Origin of the sequence: Ruthenibacterium intestinale, assembly GCF_040096265.1 — a bacterium.
Lineage (GTDB): Bacteria > Bacillota > Clostridia > Oscillospirales > Ruminococcaceae > Ruthenibacterium > Ruthenibacterium komagatae.
The window spans coordinates 20,996-42,416 of record NZ_JBBMFA010000111.1 but is presented as its reverse complement, the minus strand read 5'-3'; the positions used below and the strand labels follow the sequence as shown (position 1 = coordinate 42,416).

General features: G+C 45.1%; 26 protein-coding genes. 5 read left to right on the top strand and 21 right to left on the bottom strand.

Annotated elements, in window-relative coordinates:
- The first annotated feature begins 11 nt into the window (after positions 1-11).
- The 4 genes from WMO24_RS14040 (at position 12) to WMO24_RS14025 (ending at position 2,117) form a co-directional block, all read left to right on the top strand.
- Entirely contained in the window at positions 12-275 is a 264-nt protein-coding gene (locus tag WMO24_RS14040; protein WP_349216993.1) for a hypothetical protein, read from the top strand.
- A gap of 23 nt (positions 276-298) precedes the next feature.
- Complete coding sequence (locus WMO24_RS14035) at positions 299-760, top strand: hypothetical protein (protein WP_349216992.1); 462 nt, start codon at positions 299-301, stop codon at positions 758-760.
- A gap of 287 nt (positions 761-1,047) precedes the next feature.
- Positions 1,048-1,596 carry a zinc-finger-containing protein gene (locus tag WMO24_RS14030; protein WP_349216991.1) on the top strand — a complete coding sequence of 183 codons (549 nt, stop codon included), beginning with the start codon at positions 1,048-1,050 and terminating at the stop codon, positions 1,594-1,596.
- Positions 1,593-2,117, top strand: a complete 525-nt coding sequence (locus WMO24_RS14025; RefSeq protein ID WP_349216990.1) for a sigma factor — start codon at positions 1,593-1,595, stop codon at positions 2,115-2,117. Before WMO24_RS14030 ends, WMO24_RS14025 begins: the two co-directional genes overlap by 4 nt.
- Positions 2,118-2,295: 178 nt before the next feature.
- Here the strand turns inward: WMO24_RS14025 and WMO24_RS14020 are convergent, their stop codons facing one another.
- The 11 genes from WMO24_RS14020 to WMO24_RS13970 form a co-directional block, all read right to left on the bottom strand.
- Positions 2,296-2,946: a hypothetical protein gene (locus WMO24_RS14020; protein ID WP_349216989.1), complete on the bottom strand. Its 651-nt coding sequence runs from the start codon at positions 2,944-2,946 to the stop codon at positions 2,296-2,298.
- Complete coding sequence (locus WMO24_RS14015) at positions 2,936-3,670, bottom strand: YkgJ family cysteine cluster protein (RefSeq protein ID WP_349216988.1); 735 nt, start codon at positions 3,668-3,670, stop codon at positions 2,936-2,938. The genes WMO24_RS14020 and WMO24_RS14015 overlap by 11 nt, the downstream gene beginning before the upstream one ends.
- Positions 3,671-3,734: 64 nt before the next feature.
- Entirely contained in the window at positions 3,735-4,511 is a 777-nt protein-coding gene (locus tag WMO24_RS14010; protein WP_349216986.1) for a hypothetical protein, read from the bottom strand.
- Positions 4,495-5,007: a hypothetical protein gene (locus WMO24_RS14005; protein ID WP_349216985.1), complete on the bottom strand. Its 513-nt coding sequence runs from the start codon at positions 5,005-5,007 to the stop codon at positions 4,495-4,497. The genes WMO24_RS14010 and WMO24_RS14005 overlap by 17 nt, the downstream gene beginning before the upstream one ends.
- Entirely contained in the window at positions 5,004-5,231 is a 228-nt protein-coding gene (locus WMO24_RS14000; RefSeq protein ID WP_349216984.1) for a hypothetical protein, read from the bottom strand. Before WMO24_RS14000 ends, WMO24_RS14005 begins: the two co-directional genes overlap by 4 nt.
- A 66-nt stretch (positions 5,232-5,297) precedes the next feature.
- Positions 5,298-7,274 (bottom strand): NAD-dependent DNA ligase LigA, encoded by a 1,977-nt coding sequence (ligA, locus tag WMO24_RS13995; RefSeq protein ID WP_349216983.1) that lies wholly within the window; start codon positions 7,272-7,274, stop codon positions 5,298-5,300.
- Positions 7,252-7,656, bottom strand: a complete 405-nt coding sequence (locus WMO24_RS13990; RefSeq protein ID WP_349216982.1) for a hypothetical protein — start codon at positions 7,654-7,656, stop codon at positions 7,252-7,254. The genes ligA and WMO24_RS13990 overlap by 23 nt, the downstream gene beginning before the upstream one ends.
- Positions 7,653-8,111 (bottom strand): hypothetical protein, encoded by a 459-nt coding sequence (locus tag WMO24_RS13985; RefSeq protein ID WP_349216981.1) that lies wholly within the window; start codon positions 8,109-8,111, stop codon positions 7,653-7,655. Before WMO24_RS13985 ends, WMO24_RS13990 begins: the two co-directional genes overlap by 4 nt.
- Positions 8,112-8,520: 409 nt before the next feature.
- Complete coding sequence (locus tag WMO24_RS13980; RefSeq protein ID WP_349216979.1) at positions 8,521-8,772, bottom strand: HPr family phosphocarrier protein; 252 nt, start codon at positions 8,770-8,772, stop codon at positions 8,521-8,523.
- A gap of 158 nt (positions 8,773-8,930) precedes the next feature.
- Positions 8,931-9,557, bottom strand: a complete 627-nt coding sequence (locus WMO24_RS13975) for a helix-turn-helix domain-containing protein (RefSeq protein WP_349216978.1) — start codon at positions 9,555-9,557, stop codon at positions 8,931-8,933.
- 82 nt (positions 9,558-9,639) lie between these two features.
- Positions 9,640-10,869 carry an ATP-binding protein gene (locus tag WMO24_RS13970; protein ID WP_349216977.1) on the bottom strand — a complete coding sequence of 410 codons (1,230 nt, stop codon included), beginning with the start codon at positions 10,867-10,869 and terminating at the stop codon, positions 9,640-9,642.
- 337 nt (positions 10,870-11,206) lie between these two features.
- Between WMO24_RS13970 and WMO24_RS13965 the strand changes: the two genes are divergently transcribed.
- Positions 11,207-11,821 carry a recombinase family protein gene (locus WMO24_RS13965; protein WP_349216976.1) on the top strand — a complete coding sequence of 205 codons (615 nt, stop codon included), beginning with the start codon at positions 11,207-11,209 and terminating at the stop codon, positions 11,819-11,821.
- Positions 11,822-11,974: 153 nt separating this feature from the next.
- Here the strand turns inward: WMO24_RS13965 and WMO24_RS13960 are convergent, their stop codons facing one another.
- The 10 genes from WMO24_RS13960 to WMO24_RS13915 form a co-directional block, all read right to left on the bottom strand.
- Positions 11,975-13,039 carry an LCP family protein gene (locus WMO24_RS13960; RefSeq protein ID WP_349216975.1) on the bottom strand — a complete coding sequence of 355 codons (1,065 nt, stop codon included), beginning with the start codon at positions 13,037-13,039 and terminating at the stop codon, positions 11,975-11,977.
- A 47-nt stretch (positions 13,040-13,086) separates the two neighbouring features.
- Complete coding sequence (locus WMO24_RS13955) at positions 13,087-13,749, bottom strand: CpsD/CapB family tyrosine-protein kinase (RefSeq protein ID WP_349216974.1); 663 nt, start codon at positions 13,747-13,749, stop codon at positions 13,087-13,089.
- Positions 13,746-14,519: a YveK family protein gene (locus WMO24_RS13950; RefSeq protein WP_349216973.1), complete on the bottom strand. Its 774-nt coding sequence runs from the start codon at positions 14,517-14,519 to the stop codon at positions 13,746-13,748. The genes WMO24_RS13955 and WMO24_RS13950 overlap by 4 nt, the downstream gene beginning before the upstream one ends.
- A gap of 16 nt (positions 14,520-14,535) precedes the next feature.
- Positions 14,536-15,243 carry a CpsB/CapC family capsule biosynthesis tyrosine phosphatase gene (locus tag WMO24_RS13945; RefSeq protein WP_349216972.1) on the bottom strand — a complete coding sequence of 236 codons (708 nt, stop codon included), beginning with the start codon at positions 15,241-15,243 and terminating at the stop codon, positions 14,536-14,538.
- A gap of 92 nt (positions 15,244-15,335) precedes the next feature.
- Positions 15,336-16,829, bottom strand: a complete 1,494-nt coding sequence (locus tag WMO24_RS13940) for an oligosaccharide flippase family protein (RefSeq protein WP_349216971.1) — start codon at positions 16,827-16,829, stop codon at positions 15,336-15,338.
- Positions 16,819-17,391, bottom strand: coding sequence for an acyltransferase (locus tag WMO24_RS13935; RefSeq protein ID WP_349216970.1), 573 nt, complete (start codon positions 17,389-17,391; stop codon positions 16,819-16,821). Before WMO24_RS13935 ends, WMO24_RS13940 begins: the two co-directional genes overlap by 11 nt.
- Before the next feature lie 40 nt (positions 17,392-17,431).
- A complete protein-coding gene (locus tag WMO24_RS13930) occupies positions 17,432-17,974 on the bottom strand; it encodes an acyltransferase (protein ID WP_349216969.1) in 543 nt (180 codons plus the stop codon).
- Between the two features lie 63 nt (positions 17,975-18,037).
- Positions 18,038-19,342: an O-antigen ligase family protein gene (locus WMO24_RS13925; protein WP_349216968.1), complete on the bottom strand. Its 1,305-nt coding sequence runs from the start codon at positions 19,340-19,342 to the stop codon at positions 18,038-18,040.
- On the bottom strand, positions 19,314-20,513 hold the full coding sequence (locus tag WMO24_RS13920; RefSeq protein WP_349216967.1) for a glycosyltransferase: 1,200 nt from the start codon (positions 20,511-20,513) through the stop codon (positions 19,314-19,316). The genes WMO24_RS13925 and WMO24_RS13920 overlap by 29 nt, the downstream gene beginning before the upstream one ends.
- Complete coding sequence (locus WMO24_RS13915) at positions 20,491-21,420, bottom strand: glycosyltransferase family 2 protein (RefSeq protein ID WP_349216966.1); 930 nt, start codon at positions 21,418-21,420, stop codon at positions 20,491-20,493. The genes WMO24_RS13920 and WMO24_RS13915 overlap by 23 nt, the downstream gene beginning before the upstream one ends.
- Between the last annotated feature and the right edge of the window lies 1 nt (position 21,421).

The following is a 21,421-nucleotide window of genomic DNA, read 5'->3' as shown; positions in this document are numbered from 1 at the left end:
GTAGAACTGTATTGGCGTTCACGAAGGGGATGAGACAGACGGAGCATCTGTTGGATAGACTGGCGCGGGAGCAGGATACCGTGGTATCAAATCTGCGCCTTGTGATGTATTACCGTCACAATACAATACTCAAGCTGATCTGCATGCCGAATAAAGAAAGTGTTTCTCTTCCGGAATGGTCGAGAACATTATCTTACTTGGCTGAAACAAACCTTTCTATCAATTCCTACGATGAAGTTGACATGGTTTTGAATGAACTGTTCAAATCATCGTGACCTTAATATCCAGAGGAGGCAGAATGAAAGCGAGAACAACCATATTGCTGGTGCTCCTTTGTTTATGCATCTTTATGGGCCAAACAGCTTATGCGGATACCGACGGTACCGAATTGCAAATACTGGAACCGTCGTACCTTGAAATTCAATTGGGCATAGACTGGGCCGGCACCGAGTTTCAGCTCCGTACAGATATGGGGCTCTATCCAGACACCATCCAAGTTGATGAAAATGGAATACTCCATTTGGAGATAGGCGGAAGCAAAAATTATCTTCTCTCAAATCTGTCGGATGATACGCTGACGGTTACGCTCCCGGAGGAAACAGGTGTGTCCTCCGCACTGGCCCAGGAGGAGCAACGTGACACGAACGCAGACAAGGAAACATGGCCGATATTTGTGATGGTCGGAGTGTTGGTTTTTGCCATAGGCGTTTGTGTAGGAATAGGAGGTGGTATTGCTTACTGCAATATTGGGAAGCGATGAAAACGCTCCCAGACTGATTTTAAAATGCAACATACAAAACGATTGGTAATAATCGCATTATTATAATTGAATTTATAACAAATAGGCTTGACAATCGCCGTTTGGTATGCTATTCTGAAGATGTGGCAGGGGCTTGCGCTCAGGCATACAGTCTCTTCGGAAGAGCTCCCGGAGTCAGACCCTCCCTGCGGGCGGGGAACTGTATCGGATTTCGCGCAATGAGCGATCCACACGGCGCAAGTCACATCTGATCATTTTAGAGCCGGAAGGCTGCTGGGATCAGCAAGATGCTGGAGATGAATATGAAATCTCCTTTGCCATCTTGTTTCCCATGCGGTTTTCCGGCTCTTTTTCTATTTTTAGCTGAAAAGAGGAACCTCATAATGAGAAAAAACAAAAAGAAAGGGAATAATCCTAGTAAAATGCGCTGCCCTTATTGTGGGGCACCAATGATTCTGCGGAGCGCCGATGGGATCTATAAAGACAATTCGCAGCACAATACTCTGTATGTTTGTAGGAACTATCCCGAGTGCGATACCTATGTCCGCACGCGGCCTGGTACTGCGCGTCCTATGGGAACACCGGCCAATCGCGAACTCAGAGTTTTGCGTATCCAAGCACATCGATGTTTTGATGCATTGCACCAAAACGGGTATATGACCAAGCGAGATGCTTATATCTGGCTTGCAGCTCTTCTCCAGATGCCTCAGTCCCAGGCACATATCGGATATCTGAGCGAGTATTCCTGCCGGAAAGTGATTGATGAGAGCACCAGCATGCTGCAGCGGTGTAAGCAACACGCTTCCAATCGGATAAATAAGGTGGTGATTTCGTGAAACTAGATCAGGCTCAGGGCATCCTTGTCACCGAAAACCTCAATTTAGTTCACAAGGTCATCCATGACAAGGTACACAATCCTCATCATGTCGGAATTTTCAGTTACGACGATCTGTTTCAGATTGGTTGTATTGGGCTATGCAAAGCCGTGGCAACAGACAAAGGTGGTGTTTTTTCCACCTATGCCTATCGCCTGATTTGGAATGAGATCTGTACAGCTTTGGAATATGCTTCTGTGCGGTACACAAGAGAGTCATTGATGGACCCCGGAACAATGGTGCAGCCCGAAGCTGTCGCTGCCGCTCCGGACATAAATCATCTGGACCTGGAAGCTGTACTCGATCAGGCTGAGCAACAAGCTTCTGGGGTAACGGCTAAGGGCATACATGCACTCAGACTAAAAGCCAAAGGATTTACCAGCTGCGAAATCGGTGAAGTAATTGGGGGCCCCGGTAAACCATGTTACAGCATGGATTGCAAAAGCCCGCGCTTACCTGAAATCAAATTCACAGTTAAATGATTTGTACACAGTAGGATAAAATGTTAAGACCGGCGTTTTCCATACGGAAAGCGCCGGTCTTTTTTTACTGCAAATACTAAAGAAACAAAATGTCTGTTTAGCTTCGACAATTAAAAAGTTAAATGTACAAAAATAAAGCAGCGGCGCCCTTTCAGAAGAAAGGACGCTGCTGCTCTCATTAAAACATGGCCTTTTGTTCCACCTCTATGGAGTCCACCGGGGGTACGGCCAATGTATTGGTGTTTGCTGCCGTGTCGGATATACGCTTTACGTATTCCGCTGCAAGCCAAGCATTGTAATGTGCCCTGGTCATCAGCATCAACTCACTGAAGGTATCAAAGCTCATACTGATGGCAACATGATTTTCTGGTTTGTTTCCAAACCGAGGTACGATCAGGCCCTTGGCATTTGTCTCTCCCGGACCACTGTCGGCCACGAGTAGAAAGTCTGCCTTGGTGCCCGGCAGAAGCTGTGCTGTCCGGGATAGGCTTTTCCCATCCGCCCGGGAACGTCCGTAACTCTGCAGCTTTTCTGCAGATGTCCCACCAAGCCACTGAAAGAGGGACGTCTTATCGTTCGCTTTTTTCTTGCTTTGGAGGAGATACCGCAGTTCGCCACACTCCAGTTTTCGACAGATTTCGAGGATCTCATCCATGCCGATATAAATCTGGATATTATTGGTCTGGCGTTGCCCTGCAGGTCTGGAAACATCATAGGTTGCAAAAGCGAAGTGAGCTTTTCCGATGGAAAAAGCATCGCTCAGGCTCTCTACAAAACACTCCCGGGCATCCTTGCGGATGATCTGGTTTTGATTTCGTTCATCCTGCATTCTCGGCACCTCCAATACCGGACTCGATCTTGACCAGAATGGTTCGCAGCTCTTCGGCCCGCTCTTCAAACTGAGGCTCAAACTCCTTGTCCATGTCATACCCAAGATACAGCACGTTGTAGATGAGCGTCAACAACATATTGAGTCCGTGGGTCGTCCAGCTGTCTTCCACACTTTTGATTACCTTCGATGCAAGCATTGCGATCCGCTGCCAGCGAATGTAATACTGATCCTCAACGGGGATGCCGAAGGATTCCAGCCACTCGCGCACGGTATGCTCTTCGGCATAATCCCCACAGTCCACCTTGTTCAGAATAAACTGCGGTTTCAGTTCAGCAGTTTCGATACGGCTCATTGTATCTTGTGAGATTGCAAGGCAACGGCCCAAAGGATACATGGCGCAAACGGTGGGCTTCGCCTTATGGACCATGCACTTTCGATCCTTCAGCAACGGACAACGTTTGATACTGCCCTGCGGCCGGAGCCGCACGATAGGTAACCGAGAAGTTCCGCCCATATAAGTTTCGCAATACTGTTCAACTGCTTCTTCCTGCGAGATTGACAGCGTGGCCGCGATGTTATAGAGATCTTTCGGATTCAGCAGGATATCCTCCCGGTTGATGCAGCACTTGCCGCACTGCGTACAATGGAACCGGAACTTTTCATCCGGGCCGATCAGCATTTCCTCCAGGTGTTCTCCGATGTATTTCAGTCTGTCATCCATTTTGATATACCTCCGATATTCAAGAGTACGGCAGCCCGAAGGCTGCCGTTCATTTTGTGTAAACTTAGAGCTGGGGCGATATTTTGTCTCTCATAGCATTCAGTGCATCTACCAGATCATCCGAAAAGTTGATCCAGTCTGCAAGGAACAACTCAAGCGATTCGGCGTTATGGAGCGCGATGTCATCCATCTCCAAAAGTTCATACGGCTCATAGTACACGCAATCATACGGAATATGCAGAAATCCTTCCTGCACGACAAGAATGAAAGCGCCGAGATGTTTTTCGTCCGAAATTGGATAGCGCCAACACAGCTCGTTGCCAAATTCTTCGAGATATGCCTCGCGGATTTCCGAAAGTGCGCGATCTGAACAGCCATTCCGGTAAAGGTAGTCTTTTACATCCTCAGTGCTCATGAGCTTGTCTTTCGGCAGAGAATTCAAAAGCCCGGTCGAAGTATACGGATGCGTTTGGCGGCTGGTATAGTCAAGCAACCACAGGCAAGGTTTCGCAATATGCCAATCAGACCAATTTGCCTGGAGTTTTCGCTTGAGCAAAAGCTCTCCCAGATCCATACCGAAACTGTTCGTCGTTGTGTCGTCTTCCGGCAACGTCCTTAGCCGCACAGTGCTATTTGCCTGGACCGAGTCCATCAGGCGATTCAAATCATCTAAACCGAACCTATAATCCTGAGCAATAGCACCCCAGTAGTCCGTATCTTCCGCCCAGGCCCTGATCAGGATCTTCTTCCCGAGGAGCTCATGAACAGAATCTTCCAAGATTCGGCTCACGGCATCCCAAGACATTCGCCGGGTTTTCGAGATATCAATCTGTTCTTCCATTCAAATCCCTTTCTGCCCTATAGGGCGCATAGTATTGTGTATCTTCTTCATCCTCACGGTACACCCCGATATGCAGCGCCTGATCCGGTTCGCGTTCGGCATTGTACTCGACAAAGCAGACCAGCTCCGGCTCATCATCATTGCTCTGGCAATACACATTAATGGCCGGATACTCATCTTCGGCATACACAACTGCTGTAACAATGCAGCCATCCGGCATTTTCAGCGTTACATGCGGATTGAGCTTCATTGTGCGGCGCAGGTTATAGGGCCGAGACAGACTGAAGCGGGACCTGGGGACCTCAAACCTTGCTCTGGCTGAGCTGAGTGCTGCCTGTAGCGTGTCAAATATCTGATCCACCTGGTCCTGGGAATACCTGTAGACGGCAGTTCCAGCGCAATTTCCCAATAACCGAATCATGCACAGGAGCTTGTTGACCCGTGCTTCTGCCACCCGACGAAAGCGTTCCTCTTTGGTTTCTTTCGGGGGTTTCATGCCGGCTGCCCTCCATTCGGTCTACAGAGTTCATCTGCAGTCAAAATGTTCAGGGTGTAGCGCGTATTCTGTGTTTCAAATTGCAGTTCAAAAGGGGACAAGCTGCCGATTCCCACGATCGGGGAAGTGCGCAAAATCCCGTTCAACTGCTGGATATAAGCAGGACAGCCCACAGTGACAGCCGCAACAGGGCGACCTTCGATAATTACGCGACGCTTGTTCATGTTCTGACTCCTTTCATAAAAGAAAAGCGGAGCAGCATGTGCTGCTCCGCTACGATTGTGCTGCGGTTATTCCGCAATCATGCTCTCGAATTCTTCCTCAGTCAGGGTCTGAATGCCGAGCTGCTGCGCCTTGGTCAGCTTGCTGCCAGCCTTTTCCCCAACGATGAGATAATCGGTTTTCTTGGTTACCGAGGAAGCAGGTCGGGCGCCGAGCATCAGCAGCTTCTCCTGAATCCCGTCACGGGTATAGCCCATGAGCTTTCCGGTAGCGACAACGGTCTTTCCCCAAAACGGGGTCTTTTTGATGGATTCCATATCCGTATTCTCCTTTTTGAAATGTACTTGTGCCAGCAGCGGACGCCAGAGTTTTTCTTCCTCTGTGTCCGCATACCAGGCGTAGATGTTGTCATTCATGGTCTGGCCAAAATCCGGCAAGACCGTAAAGTCGAAATGCTTTTGCAGCGCAGCTTCAAACTCGTCCCAGGACCCGTGGAAAAAACGGTCCAGTTCACGACCGGCGTGCCTGCCGACCATTGGGATGCCGAGTCCGGCAATGAACTTTGCCAGGGTGCAGCTGCGGCTTTTTTCGATGGCGTCATGGATTCGTTCATAGGATTTCTCACCGAATCCGTCCGTGCTGATGATTTCATCCCGGAACTGATCCAGCTGATAGAGATCACCGAAATTCTTCACCCAGCCATGGCCAATGAATTTTTCCAGCGTGACCGCCGATAATCCTTCAATGTTCATCCGGGTTTTCTCACAGAAATGAGCAAACTTCTGCACTAGTTTGGCAGCGCAGTGCGGGTTCTCGCAGTAAAGCTGCCGCGTACCACCGGAAGTTTGGCGGATCGAGAGCCTGTGCCCGCAGCAAGGGCATTGCAGCGGCAGGAAGAAGGTGCTGCTGCGCGTTTCATTCTCTGCGATCTGCGGAATGATCATGTTGGCGCGGTACACCTTGATCGTGTCACCGATTCCAAACTGGAACGAATCAAAGATATCGACGTTGTGCAGATAGGCTCTGCTCACCAGAGCGCCGTCCATGTTGACGGGGTCGAACAAACCGGTGATACTCACCATACCGGTTCTGGTCGTTGCCAGTTCTGCACCGGTAAAGCGAGTTTCATACAGTTCATCCTGCCACTTCAGAGCAATGAGCCGGTTTTCATGATGCCCGGTTGCACCCAGACTACGCCCATACGAAACGTCATCATATTCCATGATGACTCCGTCTACCGGATAGGCAAAGTGCTTAGGCTGGAATTCGCCAACAGCATCGCGCACCTCCTGCTCCGTATGAGATTCGGGCAGGAAGATATAGGGCACAACAGAAAAACCACTGTTTTGCAGCAGCTCCTGCTGGGCCAGTTTGCTCTGATGCTCCAGCGTATCACTGACCAGGTCGAACGCCCAGAATTCCAGTTTCCGTTTCCTGGATTCGCCGGAGTCCAGCTTTCGCACACTGCCAGCAGCCAGGTTGCGCGGATGCGTGTAGTCGCCTCCCAGACTGAGATTGACCTTCTCAAAATTGTCCCAAGAGATGACGCCTTCGCCGCGCACCTCGAATGGCTCCCGAATGGGTATGGTGAGCGGGACATTCAGAAAGGTACGGACCGTATGGGTCACGTCTTCGCCGATGATACCATCCCGGCCACGGGTAATGGCCTGCTGCAGGCCGCCGTTCTCGTATCGGAGCACGATCGTCAGCCCGTCCATCTTCCAGCTGAGCAACACGGCTCGACCGGCGGCGAACTTGACCAAATCCTCGACCTGCTTGGTCTTTCCCGCTGACAGCATCGGTTTGGTATGGCGTACCGGAACCAGTTCGTCCAGGATCTCTCCGCCCACATGCTGCGTGGGCGAGTTGGACAGGATCAGTCCAGTCTCGGTTTCCAGCGCTTGCAGCTCATCCACCAGCTGGTCATATTCCCGGTCTGTCATGATCGGGCGATCCTGCTGGTAATAGGCTACGTCGGCATCGTGAATTTTGCCGATCAGTTCGCGCATGCGGTCATGCTCATTACTGTTTTGATTCGCACTCATGTGCTACCTCCTTGTTGAATTTCTCGTAAGCAACCCATTCAGGGTTTTCAAATATTCTGCGTGCGTGCAGCTCAAGCGCTTCCAACTGGCGTTCAAAATCCCTGTGCAGCCAAGGCATTTCTTGTTCGACCAGTTCTACAAGGCGCTGCTGAAGCGGTTCTTCGCCGGCGCGTTCAATAAGAACGCGGACCAGTTTCATCCACTCGTGCACTTCAAAGTCACCAATCTCCGTCTGGATGCCAAAGCGATATTGAACCTGCTTGCTGGCGCCTCTGCCGTCGATATGGATCACTCGCCCCGTACCGTAGTGACAGATTAAATCCCGGAAGGTGAGCTGCGCCGGGTCAAATTGAGAAGCAGAAACCATTGCATGGTTGCTCACTGCAGCACCTCCCCAAATGCCCAGTTGGCTTTTTCCGGGAAGACTTGGCGAAACACCTCCATGTACCTTTGCACGGCGGTGTTGTCCAGCGGTGCCAAGAGAGATGTCTCGCACCAGCAGATCAACTCCTCTTCCGGAGTCAGGTAAGGGTTCGGATAGAACTTCACGCCATCATAGTGAGGCGGTTTTGGCCTGTCCAACTGTGCTATTTCAGCCTTTGTGCTTGCCTTCATAATGAGTTCCGCTTTTCGCGCGGCCAGTGAACAGAGTAGCTCAGCATCATACCCTCTTTTTTTGTAAAGATGAAGCTGGCCGTGAAGTTTTTGCAATGATTCAAACCTACGCTGTCGCACTGTGTCGGCGGTATCGAAATCGGCAATCACCTGTGCATAATAGGGAATTAGTGTAATCGAATAGTCGCCACTTGCTCGACATGCATCTTTGAGTGCGTCCATTAACACACCCGCCTTTCTTTATAGAGTATCTATGTAAACGGGTGTGCCCGAAGGCTCCCCGAGAAAAAAGGTGGGGAGCCTTCCGACTCCAATCTATATAAAAAAAGCACCCAAAGGACTTTCATCCTCTGAGTGCTTTTGTGGCATAAAGCCAGGATACGAAATGGCGCAGGGCATCTTCCCTTCGCTACATTTCGTTTTGTGCCTCTACACTGAGAAGCATCAGAACAAAAAAGCGCCTGAAAGAAAGAATCTCTCAGACGCTGTGTAACAAGAATACTTTCATCGCTTAAGCAATGACGGATACTGACATATATAGTATATCTGATGTCTTGTTCAAAATCAATATCCGCAAAGCAATTCTCCAAACTTAAATGGCATTGGCCAACAATGAGGCCATTAACTATTTCTATCCATTTAAAACCCTGGACAACTCTTCCAAGGCAGATGATTCGTGTTCACCATCAGCGGTCAAAATCACCTCGTCTCGGTTGTTGATTGCAAGGGCAAGTACCCCAAGAAGACTTTTGGCGTTGACAGTACGTTGTTTATGTGAAATTGTAATGCGGCAGGGGAATTCGTTGGCCTTCTGTACAATCTTAACAGCAACCGATGCCTCTATGCCATTAGGATTTTTCACAATAATAGTAGTGCTTTCCATAAAGTTACTCCTATTCCAACATCTATATTATTTCCGCACTTGTATCCTGTTTGCATTGGACGATGTAGCAATCTTCCTATGTTTTTCATTTTGGGCAATGCCTGTCAGCTCCAAAATGGGAATCGCCCCAATAGGCATAGGTTCGTTTTAGGTTCTTGTTACAGTTCCTTTTTTATTTTGCTCTCTTCCGGTGGAAAAGCCAACCATTTTGCCTCGTAGAAATCAAAATAGAACCGCTGGCCCACCATGTTCTCAACATAATATTCTTTCACACGATACCAGCCACGTAGTTCTTGCTGCAGCAATCGATCAGTGGAAATTGGCTCCACCCATACCTCGTCATATTCATGCAGCTCAGACTTTGCAAGAGCCGGATTGTTGGGAACCGATGGGCCCATCAGAACAGGCGTCATGATGTACAATTCACGTATATTGGAAGTCGGCAAGGTTTCACCATTCGCAAAATGCAATTCCTTGGTTACTGCGTCAACAAATGCCCAGCCGCGAGTTGGAGAGAATACTGGCGTTTCATGTAAGACTGGAATCAGCGAAGAGTCGATTGGCTCAAGCCAATCTTTCCTTGGATCAGCTTCCTGAGAAAGTCCAAGCAAAAAATCAGTCGTGACTCCGTAAAACTTCGCCATACGAATCAAAGCTTCGATTGATGGTGCCTTCCGTTCGCTCTCCCAGCTGCTGAGAGCTGGTTGCGTTACCCCAAGTTCCTGAGCAGCTACCGTCAAAGTGATTTTCTTCATTTTTCGGGCCAACTTATATTGTCGTGCCATACCTGTCTCCTTAATCACGAACGATCTACCTGCCGAACCTACAGTATGATTGCAGTAAAGCTGTCCTAGACCATGTTCTTAATCAGGACAGTAACCAATCAATCAGGTTCAAAGATTTGATACCGTCATAAGAATTGATATAGTTCCTATCCATGGACAATACGATTTTCTCGTAGTTGTCAGGTATCATTCGAAGGGGCTTGAGTTCTCGATCACGCGTTTCCGGTGACTGCATACTTTCAGTCACTTGGATATAAAGCTTATCATCCGGTTTCTCTGCAACAAAATCAATTTCAGTTTCCCCAACTTTTCCGATATAAACGCGATAGTCGCGTCTGATGAGTTCCAGGAACACAATGTTTTCGATGATGTGCCCTCGGTCTGCATCGCGATAACCAAGGAGCATATTGCGGAAGCCCATATCGATGATGTAGTTCTTTCCCAATGTCTTCAGCAGTTGTTTGCCCTTTACATCGTATCTTCCCACAGAGAAAAAAATAAAAGCACTGCGCAGCATCGAGATGTACTTATCTACCGTTTTACCAGCGACATTTTTTCTGTTGCCCTGTTGAATATCACCTTCATGCGACAAAACATTTCCAATGTTGTTGGGAGAGGTAATGCTTCCGATGTTAGAGCAAAGGAAAAGCATGATTTTTTGTAGGATTCTCTGATCTACTTGATTGTTTCTCTGGAGGATATCGCGCAGCACTACGGTAGAATAGATGCCTTCCAGTGCTTGATTGCTTCTTGCTTCATTGAACTGGTATTCTCTCAGAATCGGCATACCGCCAAACTGCAGATATCTCTGAAATTTTTCTTCAGTTGTGACAGAGGGAGCAAATTCATAGAACGCCAAAAATTCTTTGAAAGATAATGGCAACATGCGGATTTCAACATATCTGCCGGAGAGCAGCGTTGAGAACTCCGTCGAAAGCAGATAAGCATTGGAGCCCGTAATATAAATATCCACATCAAAGTCAAGGCGGAAGGATTCAATGGCTTTTTCCCAATGCTCAACTGCTTGAAGCTCATCGAAAATCAAATAGGTTTTCCCTCTCTTGGGTATGCGCTCGCTGACATAGTCGTAAAAAGAGAGATAGGTAGTAATGTTTCTGTAGCGTAATGACTCCAGATTCATGTGAATTATATTGGCGTCAGGTACTCCACTATCGGACAGATATTGATGATACAGATCCAGCAGGGATGATTTTCCACATCGCCGGATGCCGGTTACAATCTTGACCAAATCCACATCTCGATGTTGAATCAACTGATTTAGATATTCAGGGCGATTTATAAGTTCAGTCATAGTGCGCCTCCTGATCTCTTTTTCAATATTATACTCAAAAGAAAATAAGAGGTCAACAGTTTCGGAATTTCAAGTCAGAAACTTATATTCGCATCGAATATTCCGACGCGAATGTCTGAAAAGTGAAAACATCAAGATTAGAGGTTGACGTGTTGTATTTAATGAACTTTGCCGGTGAAATAAGATAGCTCCAAAAAGGTGTACCTTTTTGGATACCGTACAATTGGGGGCGCACCCCCGTTTTCAACATCCGAAAAGGCTATTGTTGATTATTCGGATATATCTGAAAAGAAACAGTCATTTTCGGATGAAATTTGAATTCCCGAGGAGGTTTGAGATGAAAAAGATCTACGGTTATGCCAGAGTGTCCACAAAAGAACAGCACCTTGACCGTCAACTTAAGGCACTGATGGATCACGGCATAGATGAGCGAGATATTGTATCGGATCACGCCAGTGGCGCCAGTTTGGAGAGGCCGGGATACGCTGCTCTCAAAAGCACAATGCTGCGGGATGGCGACACGCTTGTTGTGAAATCCCTGGATCGGCTCAGCCGAAACAAGGAGCATATCATTCAGGAACTGCAATATTTCAAAAACCGGCACATCAAGATTCAGGTTCTGGATCTGCCCACGACGATGATTGAACTGCCGGAGGGGCAGCAGTGGGTTTTTGATATGATCAACAACATCCTCATCGAAGTGCTATCCAGTATCGCCGAGCAGGAGCGCCTAACCATTAAACAACGGCAAGCCGAAGGTATTGCAGTGGCCAAAGAGAAAGGTATCCATCTTGGACGTCCGGTAATTACATATCCTCCTAACTGGGAACACATATACCAGCAATGGGAAGATAAGAAGATAACAGCAGTTGCTGCCATGAAACAACTTGGTTTGAAAAGAAGTACGTTTTACAAATTGGCATCTCAGTTTCGAGCGAATAGAAAGTCGTAAAGATGCGCTGAACACTATGGGGCAACTTAGGTATATTGTACTTGGCAAGTAAAAGTAGACACCCGTCCTTTTGCGGGTGTCTACTTTCATTTTGCGGGTGCTTATTCTTTCCAGGGTAGCTACCGGTTCCTATTCGAGTGTGTTGATTTGGTATTACTCTTGTTCTATACCATCATAAAGCATTTCCTGCAATGCTTTTGCATTTGTCTCAAAATCCACTGAAAACATACTTCGACCACCCATACCACGCATACTGCCATAGGTATCTGCCAAAGGGATTGTTGCCTGGATAAAATCTGTACCCCAGAATTTGGGCGCTATGAGAGCCAAACTCAGGATCTCTTCATTTGTAAGGTTGGTCTGAATCAGCGGAAGAACTGTATCAAGCATAGAATTAAGTTCCAGCACGTTTAAATTTTTCACTTGATCAACCGCCGCTTGAATAACCGTTCTCTGTCGACCAATACGTTTCCAGTCACTATCAATCTTACGACACCGAGCGTAACATAGAGCTGTTTCTCCATTCAGATGATTAAGCCCAACAGATACGTCTTGAAGACCCTTATCGTATTGTCTAGAAATGTAATCAACTTCTGCCTGTGTCAAACAAATATCCACGCCACCTATAGCATTGATTCCATCAATAAAGGTATTAAAGTTTACACGTATATAGTGTGAGACGTCCACTTTAAAGCATTCGCGGATTTCTTTCATCATCAGCTCAGCACCGCCATATCTGAACGTATGCGTGAGCCAGTCATACTGTCCCTCATACTGCCCGTCTAATATAGGTACTCCCATGCCTCGCTCAAAACTAATCAAATGAATTTTGCCTGTTACCTTATTAAGAGAAAGAAGAAGGCATGCATCGCCACGAGCATTTGTGCTAAATTGCTCAGTCCGTTCATCAGTTCCTATTAGCAGAATATTGACTACATCGGAGTCTGTAAAGACGTCTCCAGTTGATAGTGTTGCTTCTCTTTCGTCGAGGCCTTCTGTGGCTGCTTGCATTTCTTCATTAGCAGCAGCATCTTCGTGATCAAACTGGTCGTAGCTTATATCATTGCTACTACTAATAGAAGAGGGCTCCGTTCGAGTGAGCCTGTTGAGCTTCGAGAGAACAAATCCATAGCCGAGTAATGCTGCAATGAAAAGAACGAGGATAGTAATCAGCACAATAAGGAGCAATTTGTTTTTCCGTTTTTTAGGTTTTTCCATACTTATTCCGCTCTCTGATGATGGTTCATGGATTGATTTTCGAACAATTAGTTTTGATAGCGATAGGAGTACCCATCGCCGTGATTTTTCTTTGTATTATTACGAACAACACCAAGTATCTTACTCTCGCTTTTTTTCAGTTGTTCCACGACAGTTTGTGCATGTTGGCGACGAGTGGAATCTCCAACTACCAATATAGTCCCATCACAATTTGGTGCAATTACAGCTGCGTCTATCACTCTACCAAGTGGAGGCGTATCAATAATTACGTAGCGATAATAGTTACGTATAACTGTTAGCAAGGCAGAAAACCGCTGACCGCTGAGCAATTCTACTGGATTCGGTGGATATGTACCTGCAAAAATCAAATCAAGAGCTTGATATTGTGTTCCGCATACAATATCTTCAAAGTTTGCTAACCCGGTAAGATATTCGCTTAACCCTATTACATGCTTAGCGTTTGTATTACGTCCCGCAAGTACAGACTTTCGCAGATCCGAATCAATCAGCAAAACACGATGTCCAAGCTCCGCAAGGCTATAAGCGAGTTGTAGCGAAACCGTCGTCTTTCCTTCGTTTTCATGACAACTTGTAACAGCAATCACCTGAATATTGGGGCCACAGAACTGCAAATTCGTGCGTAATACCTTATAGGCCTCTTGGACAAAGAAATTTTCTTCACCCATTAACTTGACCTTTATTTTGTTCATCTGTGTTCCCTCCGAACTTTTTTGGCATGTTGCCTACTTACTGAGTCATAAACCTTATAGTAGCCATAATTACGTCCTCTTTTTTCGTTGGCGTTTGGTATATTACCCAGAACACTCAATCCCAAGTAACGCTCTATATCTTCTGGTGTCTTTAGTGTATCATCCAACATCCAAGCAATGATTAGTGCAGAACAGACGATAACAATTGCAACTATTCCGATCAACAAATATTCCACTGTACCAATTTTGTTGCAAGGTTCAGATACTTCCTGTCCCGGTTCATAGAGATTAACTTGTTGAAATCCCATTGCTTCAGCGATTTTCTCCTTGCCCAAATAGCAGACTTGATCCGCAATTTCTTTGGACAGAGACACCGATGTTGTGGTTACTTTGACTTCTAGAATTCTTGTGTCATTAGGATTATTCGTTTCAATGCAATCATATAAATCCTCATACTCCATATTTAGCGCTAATGAATTAATCACTTCGTCAAGAACGGCATGACTTTTCAGGATATAGGTGCAATCATTCACAACATCAAGTGCCAAAGAAAAATCTTGATTTGTATAATTGTTTGAGGACGTATGATCTTGTTTTAAAATGTACAGTGTTGCGGTGGATTCGAACTCGGGTATAAAAAAGAGCCACTGGTACATGAATACCGCTCCTACACACAACAAAGGGGCCACAATTATCAGCCATGCCCTTTTGAGCAGCAAAGATACCAATTCTTGAAAAGAGATTGTTCTGCTCCACTGCCGTTCAACCATATATATCGTTCTCCTTTTAATTTAAATTTAGAATTGCATTCGGATTATAAAAGAACAATGCATCAGCAAGTTCTTTTCCATAGCGACGAGATACCTCTTCATAGGCAGCAGTCAGTTCAGGCGGACGGTGTTCCATGCTATGTGTATCAGATGCAACGACATCTACAATCCGATGTTGCAATAACTTTCTCACATTTGGATATCGACGCGGCTGTAAAACAGAAGATGCATTTACCTGAATAATGGCTCCAGCATTATGTAACTTTTCTACACATTTACTTTTCCATCGCAAAGCAGGGTATCGCTCAATATGCGCTAAAACCGGAATAAAGCCATGCCGAAGGAATGAAAAGACCGCAAATTCGATAACAGAATAAGATTCATCATAATCGAAATCGACAAGAATATTTCTGGTTCCATTCAGTGTAAGACATTCCCCGGATTCCAGCCACTCGATACAGCTGGGACTGTAATGTAGTTCATTCCCAAGGCATAACTGCAAATTTGGATATTTACATTTTGCGTATTGAGTCAGCAACTGATACATTTCCATGGAGCTTCCAGAATTATTCCCATAATAGCCAGGATGGTAGTGTGGGGTACAGCAAATACTAACCACCTGGTCTCTACAAAGGGCATCTAGCAACGCATACATCTGTGATAGCTTTTGTGGGCCATCATCTACACCAGCCAAAACGTGCGCATGTATATCTGTAAACTGCATTTACCAATGCTCCCTTCTGCAAAACTACCTGCCTATAGAAATTGGCCTTTTGGTTCCTTAGAGCCAAACTACCTATACAAGTATTGACGGTGTTAAATAAGTTTCTGGGAGTTTATATGCTTCACTGCTTTTTTTATTCGTTTATAGTTCAATGCAACCATAGGCAAACAATATAAACAAACTGTTAGCCCCAAAACAAAGAAATAGTGTAACTCCAGATGGATGAATACCTGTCTAGCCAGTCTCGCAAAGACCATGAACCCTATTGATTCGAAAATGAATAGTGCATAGTAGCCTTTGTCGAAAAAATATATTACCCTAGTCCCTAAACATTTTGCTGAAAGTTGCAACAAAAGCAATCCCTGTAACAGAGTTGTGATTAACGTGGCAAGCGCCGGCCCTATTTCAGAAAACTGTTTGAACAAGACGATATCTAAAAAAACATTCAAAAGGAGAGCGCTTACTGATACGGTCATGATTTGAAAAGTTTTTCCAGACGCACTCAACAGCAGCGTTATTGTAAAAACCACAAAAATATCGACTACGATATATAACATAAATACTGAGATACCGTATGATGATTGAAGATATTTTTCAGAATATAGAAACCGCATCAACTCTGGAGCAGAACATAAGGCACCAGTCGCCAAAATTGAGGTAGATACAAATGATAGCTCCAAAAATGACCGATACAGAGCAACGGTTTCATGATGCTTTTTTTGTGCAATATATTTAGTAAGGTACGGCAAGAGAACCGTACAAAATGAAGACATAATGAGGTCAAACGGAAGTTGTTTCGAAGCATTTGTATACACCGCAAGATTTACAGAATCCGTATAATACGAGATGATATATTTATCGCAATCTCGGTATAACGATCGAATAATCGTTGACATTGCCATGGGTATGCAATAGGTCAAAACTTCTTTCACCGAAGTCTTGTCAAAATGGAATAATTCAATCAAATATCCGTTTCTTTTGAGAACGATGTAAAAGTAAATAATCTGGAGGACATCTGTGATTACCTGACAAATCAGCACACATGCGATATCATGGATCACATAACAAGCTACAAGAATTGCAGCCAGTTTGAGAACAGAAACGATAAAATTTCTAACTGCAATATGCCTTGCCTTCCCAACGGAAATGAATAAAATCTGAAGCAGGGAAATGCTGTTTTGAGCAATCGGCAGCAACGCGGCAAACACAAGTAACCTCTTTACATCCGCATTGCTGAAATAGGCGGAAATCGGTACAGCACAAAGGAGCACAAGTATTGAAACAACTACACCGATGACAAGCTGAAGGGAAAAAATAGTGGAAACGCGGGCATTTCTCTGAAGCGGATCCTTTTCACGGCAGAAGAAATAATTGAGACCATCCATCATTCCCAAAATGGTAATGCTGCTGATGGAATTTGTTAACAGCAATATGGCCGAATAGGTTCCATAATCATGAAGAGAAAAATAACCCGACAATATCCTTGTCGTGATAATCCCAAGTGAAAGTGTTACTATCCTGACAAACATCAGCAGAAAAGAGTCTCCCGCAGCGCCGGAGAAAACAGATTTTACTTTATTTAACATCAATGGACTTCACCACTTTTGCAGGATTGCCTGCAACGATTGTGAACGGCGGAACATCTTTGGTTACCACAGCCCTTGTAGCAATAATAGAACCTCTGCCAATTGTTACACCTTTGAGGACTGTCACAAATTGTCCAATCCAAACATTGTCTTCGATGACTACAGGAGCATATGCCGCATGCTTCCAACTCCAGCGATCATTATTAAAACCGTACAAACTCATTTCCATTCTTGCTGAAGGGGAAATTGGGTGGTTGTTGTTATCATATATCTTCACGTCATTCGATATAATCACGCAGTTCCCGATTCGTATTTCGCAAGCAGAACCGATGAAGCTATTACTTCCGAGATAAAAATGATCGCCAATCTGGATTTTTCCTGTTTCAGAAACATAAAGACTTCCTTGGAGTAGCGAATTTCCACCAACCAAGATACGACCAGGATCGCCGGAAAGGTTTGTGCAGCGACCTGCATATCCGAATTGGACATTTTGTCCTAAAACAGCGTTTCTTCGATATGTGAAGATACATTTTTGTTTTTTCAGCCAAGTAAAGGGAAACATTAAACTTTCCTACCTTATCTTTTAAAATGCGGATAGTGCCTTATTGGTCCAACTCATCTCTTGGTTTGTTCCGATATTTAACTACACGTGCAGGATTGCCACAGGCCACTGCATAAGGAGGCACATCCTTTGTAACCACAGATGATGCTCCAACGATTGCACCATCTCCAATTGTTACGCCAGGTAATATAGTAACTCGACTGCCCAGCCAAACATCATTTCCGATTTTGACGGGGCGTTGAGGAGTGCTTCCCTGTCGCTGCATAGGAATATCGGTCCGTGATGTCTCATGATTATAAGTGTAAATAAAACACTCGCGCCCCATCATTACATAATCACCGAGAACGACCTTTCCATATAGCCTACTGTTCTCACCGATGCCAGAATAGTCTCCTATTTCAGTAGAAGCAGAAAAGCGTGCTCCTTTTTCGATATTGATGTGTTTCCCCACTTTTGCAAGCATCAATCGTGCGCAAAAAGCGCGAATTGACCTACCGCCCAGATTGATCTTTGCATATGACTTTGGAAGGTGAATACCAATCGTGCGATAAAGCAAATAACCAGTCCAATATGCAATATTCATTGTTACCTCTCATCTCTATTCGTTGCATTTTCTGATAGGCTACGAGAGTTGTGATTATTATTCCTATCCAAAGTGCTGTTTGATTTGTTCTTGACAAGTTTCTGTTCCTGGAATGTGTAAGGAAATTAGAGACATATACATCAGACCGTAAACGGGAAGAATGTACATTCCCTGCAAGGAACAGAATAAAGCGCAAAAAACAATTACTGCCAGATATCTAAATAAGCCCCTGCTTAGAATTTGTACATGAGCATTTCGTTGCACTTGAAAAACCAGCATTCCCAAAAAACCAAAATAGAGTAAAAAGCCAAGCAGACCAATGTAGTAAAGAACTTCCAAGTACAAGTTGTGCGTACCAAGTTCAAGAATCTCTGCAGCCATTCCTTCTCCAAAAAGTAGCGAACTCGCAGAAGATAATATTTTCGCCAAATAAATCTGAAACAAACTACTACGACCTGTCGTAAGTTCCTGTATTGAAGATGCACTAAGAATCCTAAAAACAGTTGTTGCAAACAGTGTATTGACGAGAATATACGCCAGAACACCTGTCCCTACTATAAATAAAATTCCCATCCACTTGCTTTTCCGCAAGATATGTAAAAAGCAAAATAGCCAAAAAAGGCATAACAGGAAAAAAAAGGTCTTACTGTAAGTCAGCGCTCCAAATATCAACAAGCTCGCTGTACCAGTCAGGAAAAACCGTCCTGATAACTGATGGTAAAACCAAAGTAGTGTAATCAAGACGAGAGACATGATAATCAAAGCCATATAATAATTGGGATCACGGTATAATCCTTGGAAACGTGTTTGAGTACTTTTCCAAAATGCGGAAACTTCCTGACCGATGATTCTGATAATAGGAGATGTATTTCGGAAAATCAGAGCATATATTGAAGAAATAATTACATTTGAAATAAAAACCTTGATACCCAGAATACTGCTCTGCCTATCCTCCCAGGAAACCATCATATATAGGATTAGGAGCTGGCTAACGCACAACAGGAAATTATTAATCGACATCTGCATACGCATCAACAGATAACATATCAGACTTAAAAAAACTGCAAATGATGGAACGATAACTAAACCATCCCGGAAAACGAACCAAATTTCTGCAGCTAAGACCAATGGGACAACACAAGAAAGTCCAGAGGGTGTTGAAAAAACTATTGATAGGCAAATCAGACCACAATAATCCACATTAAAGATCTGCCGATCATATCGGACCAATCGATACAAGCAAAGCCCAAGAGCTATATAATTTAGCCAAGCTCCCACAAACGGGGAAGTATAGATCAATGCCGAAATTAAGCAAAAGCCCCCCATAGGCCAGCGCAGATTATCCTGTTTTATTTGCGGTTTCAGCATATTGATCACCTGTTAGCAATGCAAATTGCTCCATAGCGAGCTGGTTTCCAATGCTCACATTCCGAAGCGTAGAACGCACAGCTTTCAGCTCTTTTTCGTTTCCAAGGATTTTCTCCAATGTGGCATTAAGTGCACTTTGCGAATTCGCACAAACCCAGCCTCCACCACGCGCTACAACCATTTCCTCACTGGATGTGGTTTGTGTACTGAGTACTGGAATTCCAAGGGCATAGGCCTCTTCAATAACCATAGGAGCAGCTTCATGATGCGAAGTGAGCAGCAATAAGTCCGCATTCACCATATAACGGTAAGGATTTTCCTGTTCGCCGTGAAAAAAGACAAAATCCTGGATACCTAACTCGGTAGCCAATTGGCGGAGATCGTCACGCATCATTCCATCTCCAACAATATGTAATTCTAGGTTGATTCCATGCTCAATCTCATGAGCCGCCGCCCGGATTGCCCGATCAACAGCCTTTTCGTGGGCCAGTCGCCCCACAACCAGGAGGTGAAATCGATTGGGAGTATATTTAACCGGCGAATCAGCTGCTAGTCGTCTTATCTCATCGTATCGGTGGAAGTTGCGTGCTGTGATGCATTTTTCCTGCAGTTCCGGGATAGTTGCCAAAAAAGAGTGCCGGCAGCCATCAGAACAGGCCGCGATACAATCGAACTGTTTGTAAAGTTTATTGTTGGATGAAAAATTGGCTCCGCACCGGCTGTAATCGCAGTGCAGATAGGCAATTTTTCGAGTTGCATGAACCTTACTAAGAACAAACTCGTTAACTCCTCCGTAAAAGGATCGCCTGTTGCCATTTTGCAGATAGGAAATGGCAACATCATACTTTTCAGGGATCTGTTTTTGGCTGCACAGCATCAAGCGAATTACAAAAGGGCGGCCCAATATCCGACAGAATGTAGCAAGGCATCCTCTCAGCAATTTGTCATATAAACGGTGGCATTCGCTTTGGCTTATCCCCAAATAGCGAAACAGTGAACATACGGAATAAACTTTGACCTGTTTTGGAAGCTGCGATATATAATCGCCTGTTTCACTGAAAAGGCACAGTGTGATATCGTACTGGTCTGAGATGGCCCACAAAAGATTGAGTAAGCTCTTTTGCACTCCACCGACCTTCATATTATTGTTAACTATCAGAATCTTCTTCATGCCTGGTTTTTACCCATCTTTCATAAGAGATCAACTGTGGAAAACTTTTGTATCCGTACCAAAGATAAGCAATACGCTGAAAAAAAGGCAGTTCCGTTTCCATCTTCTTGCTCGCAATACGCAAACAATAAGGCAATGCCATAATTCCTAGTGAATGTCGCGCCAGCGCACCTTTATCAAAGTAGTATTTTTTTCCATAACCAGAAAAACAGGTGGAAGTATCCTTGTTGGTTACTGCAATCGCCTCATCCCAAGCATAGATGTGCAAATGTTTTTTATAGCATTGCACAATAAAGTCGGTGTCCTCGCCATACGAGTATAGACAACCGCCACCGAAAGATTCCGTAAAGTGAAGATTGCAGCGTTGTACCGCTTCACGGCGAACAGCAATAGCGCAGGTACCGTATCGTAACGCCCGATAAAAGGGGAGTCGTCCTGTTTTGGGTAGTCGACTTTTGAATACCACCCCGTTTTTAGCATAGCGGATACCGAATACAATCATATCTGCCTTCGGGAAATGTTTGAACGCTTCAGCAACAATCTCTACAGCATTCTGTGTATATTCCATATCATCGTCCGCAAACAGAAGAATATCTCCTGTTGCGAGTGTCAATGCAAGGTTCCGGTTTTTGCCAACCCCTTTGGTCGCGGTGGTCAGCATTTCAACCTTAGCACCATCCATCATCTTTTCGACGTAGTTGTATGTATCTGCTTGATTTGCAAATACCGCATCACAATTATAAATATGCATTTCGCGATATTTTGAAAAATCTGTTTGCCACATGGTGGCACAAAGAATCTGAATTTTATGGCCTTTTATCATGCCTACCACCAATTGCCATATAACACAGGTAAGCAGCATCCTTGTGCGCAGGCTTAGGGCCTGCGCACAAGGGATACTGCTCACA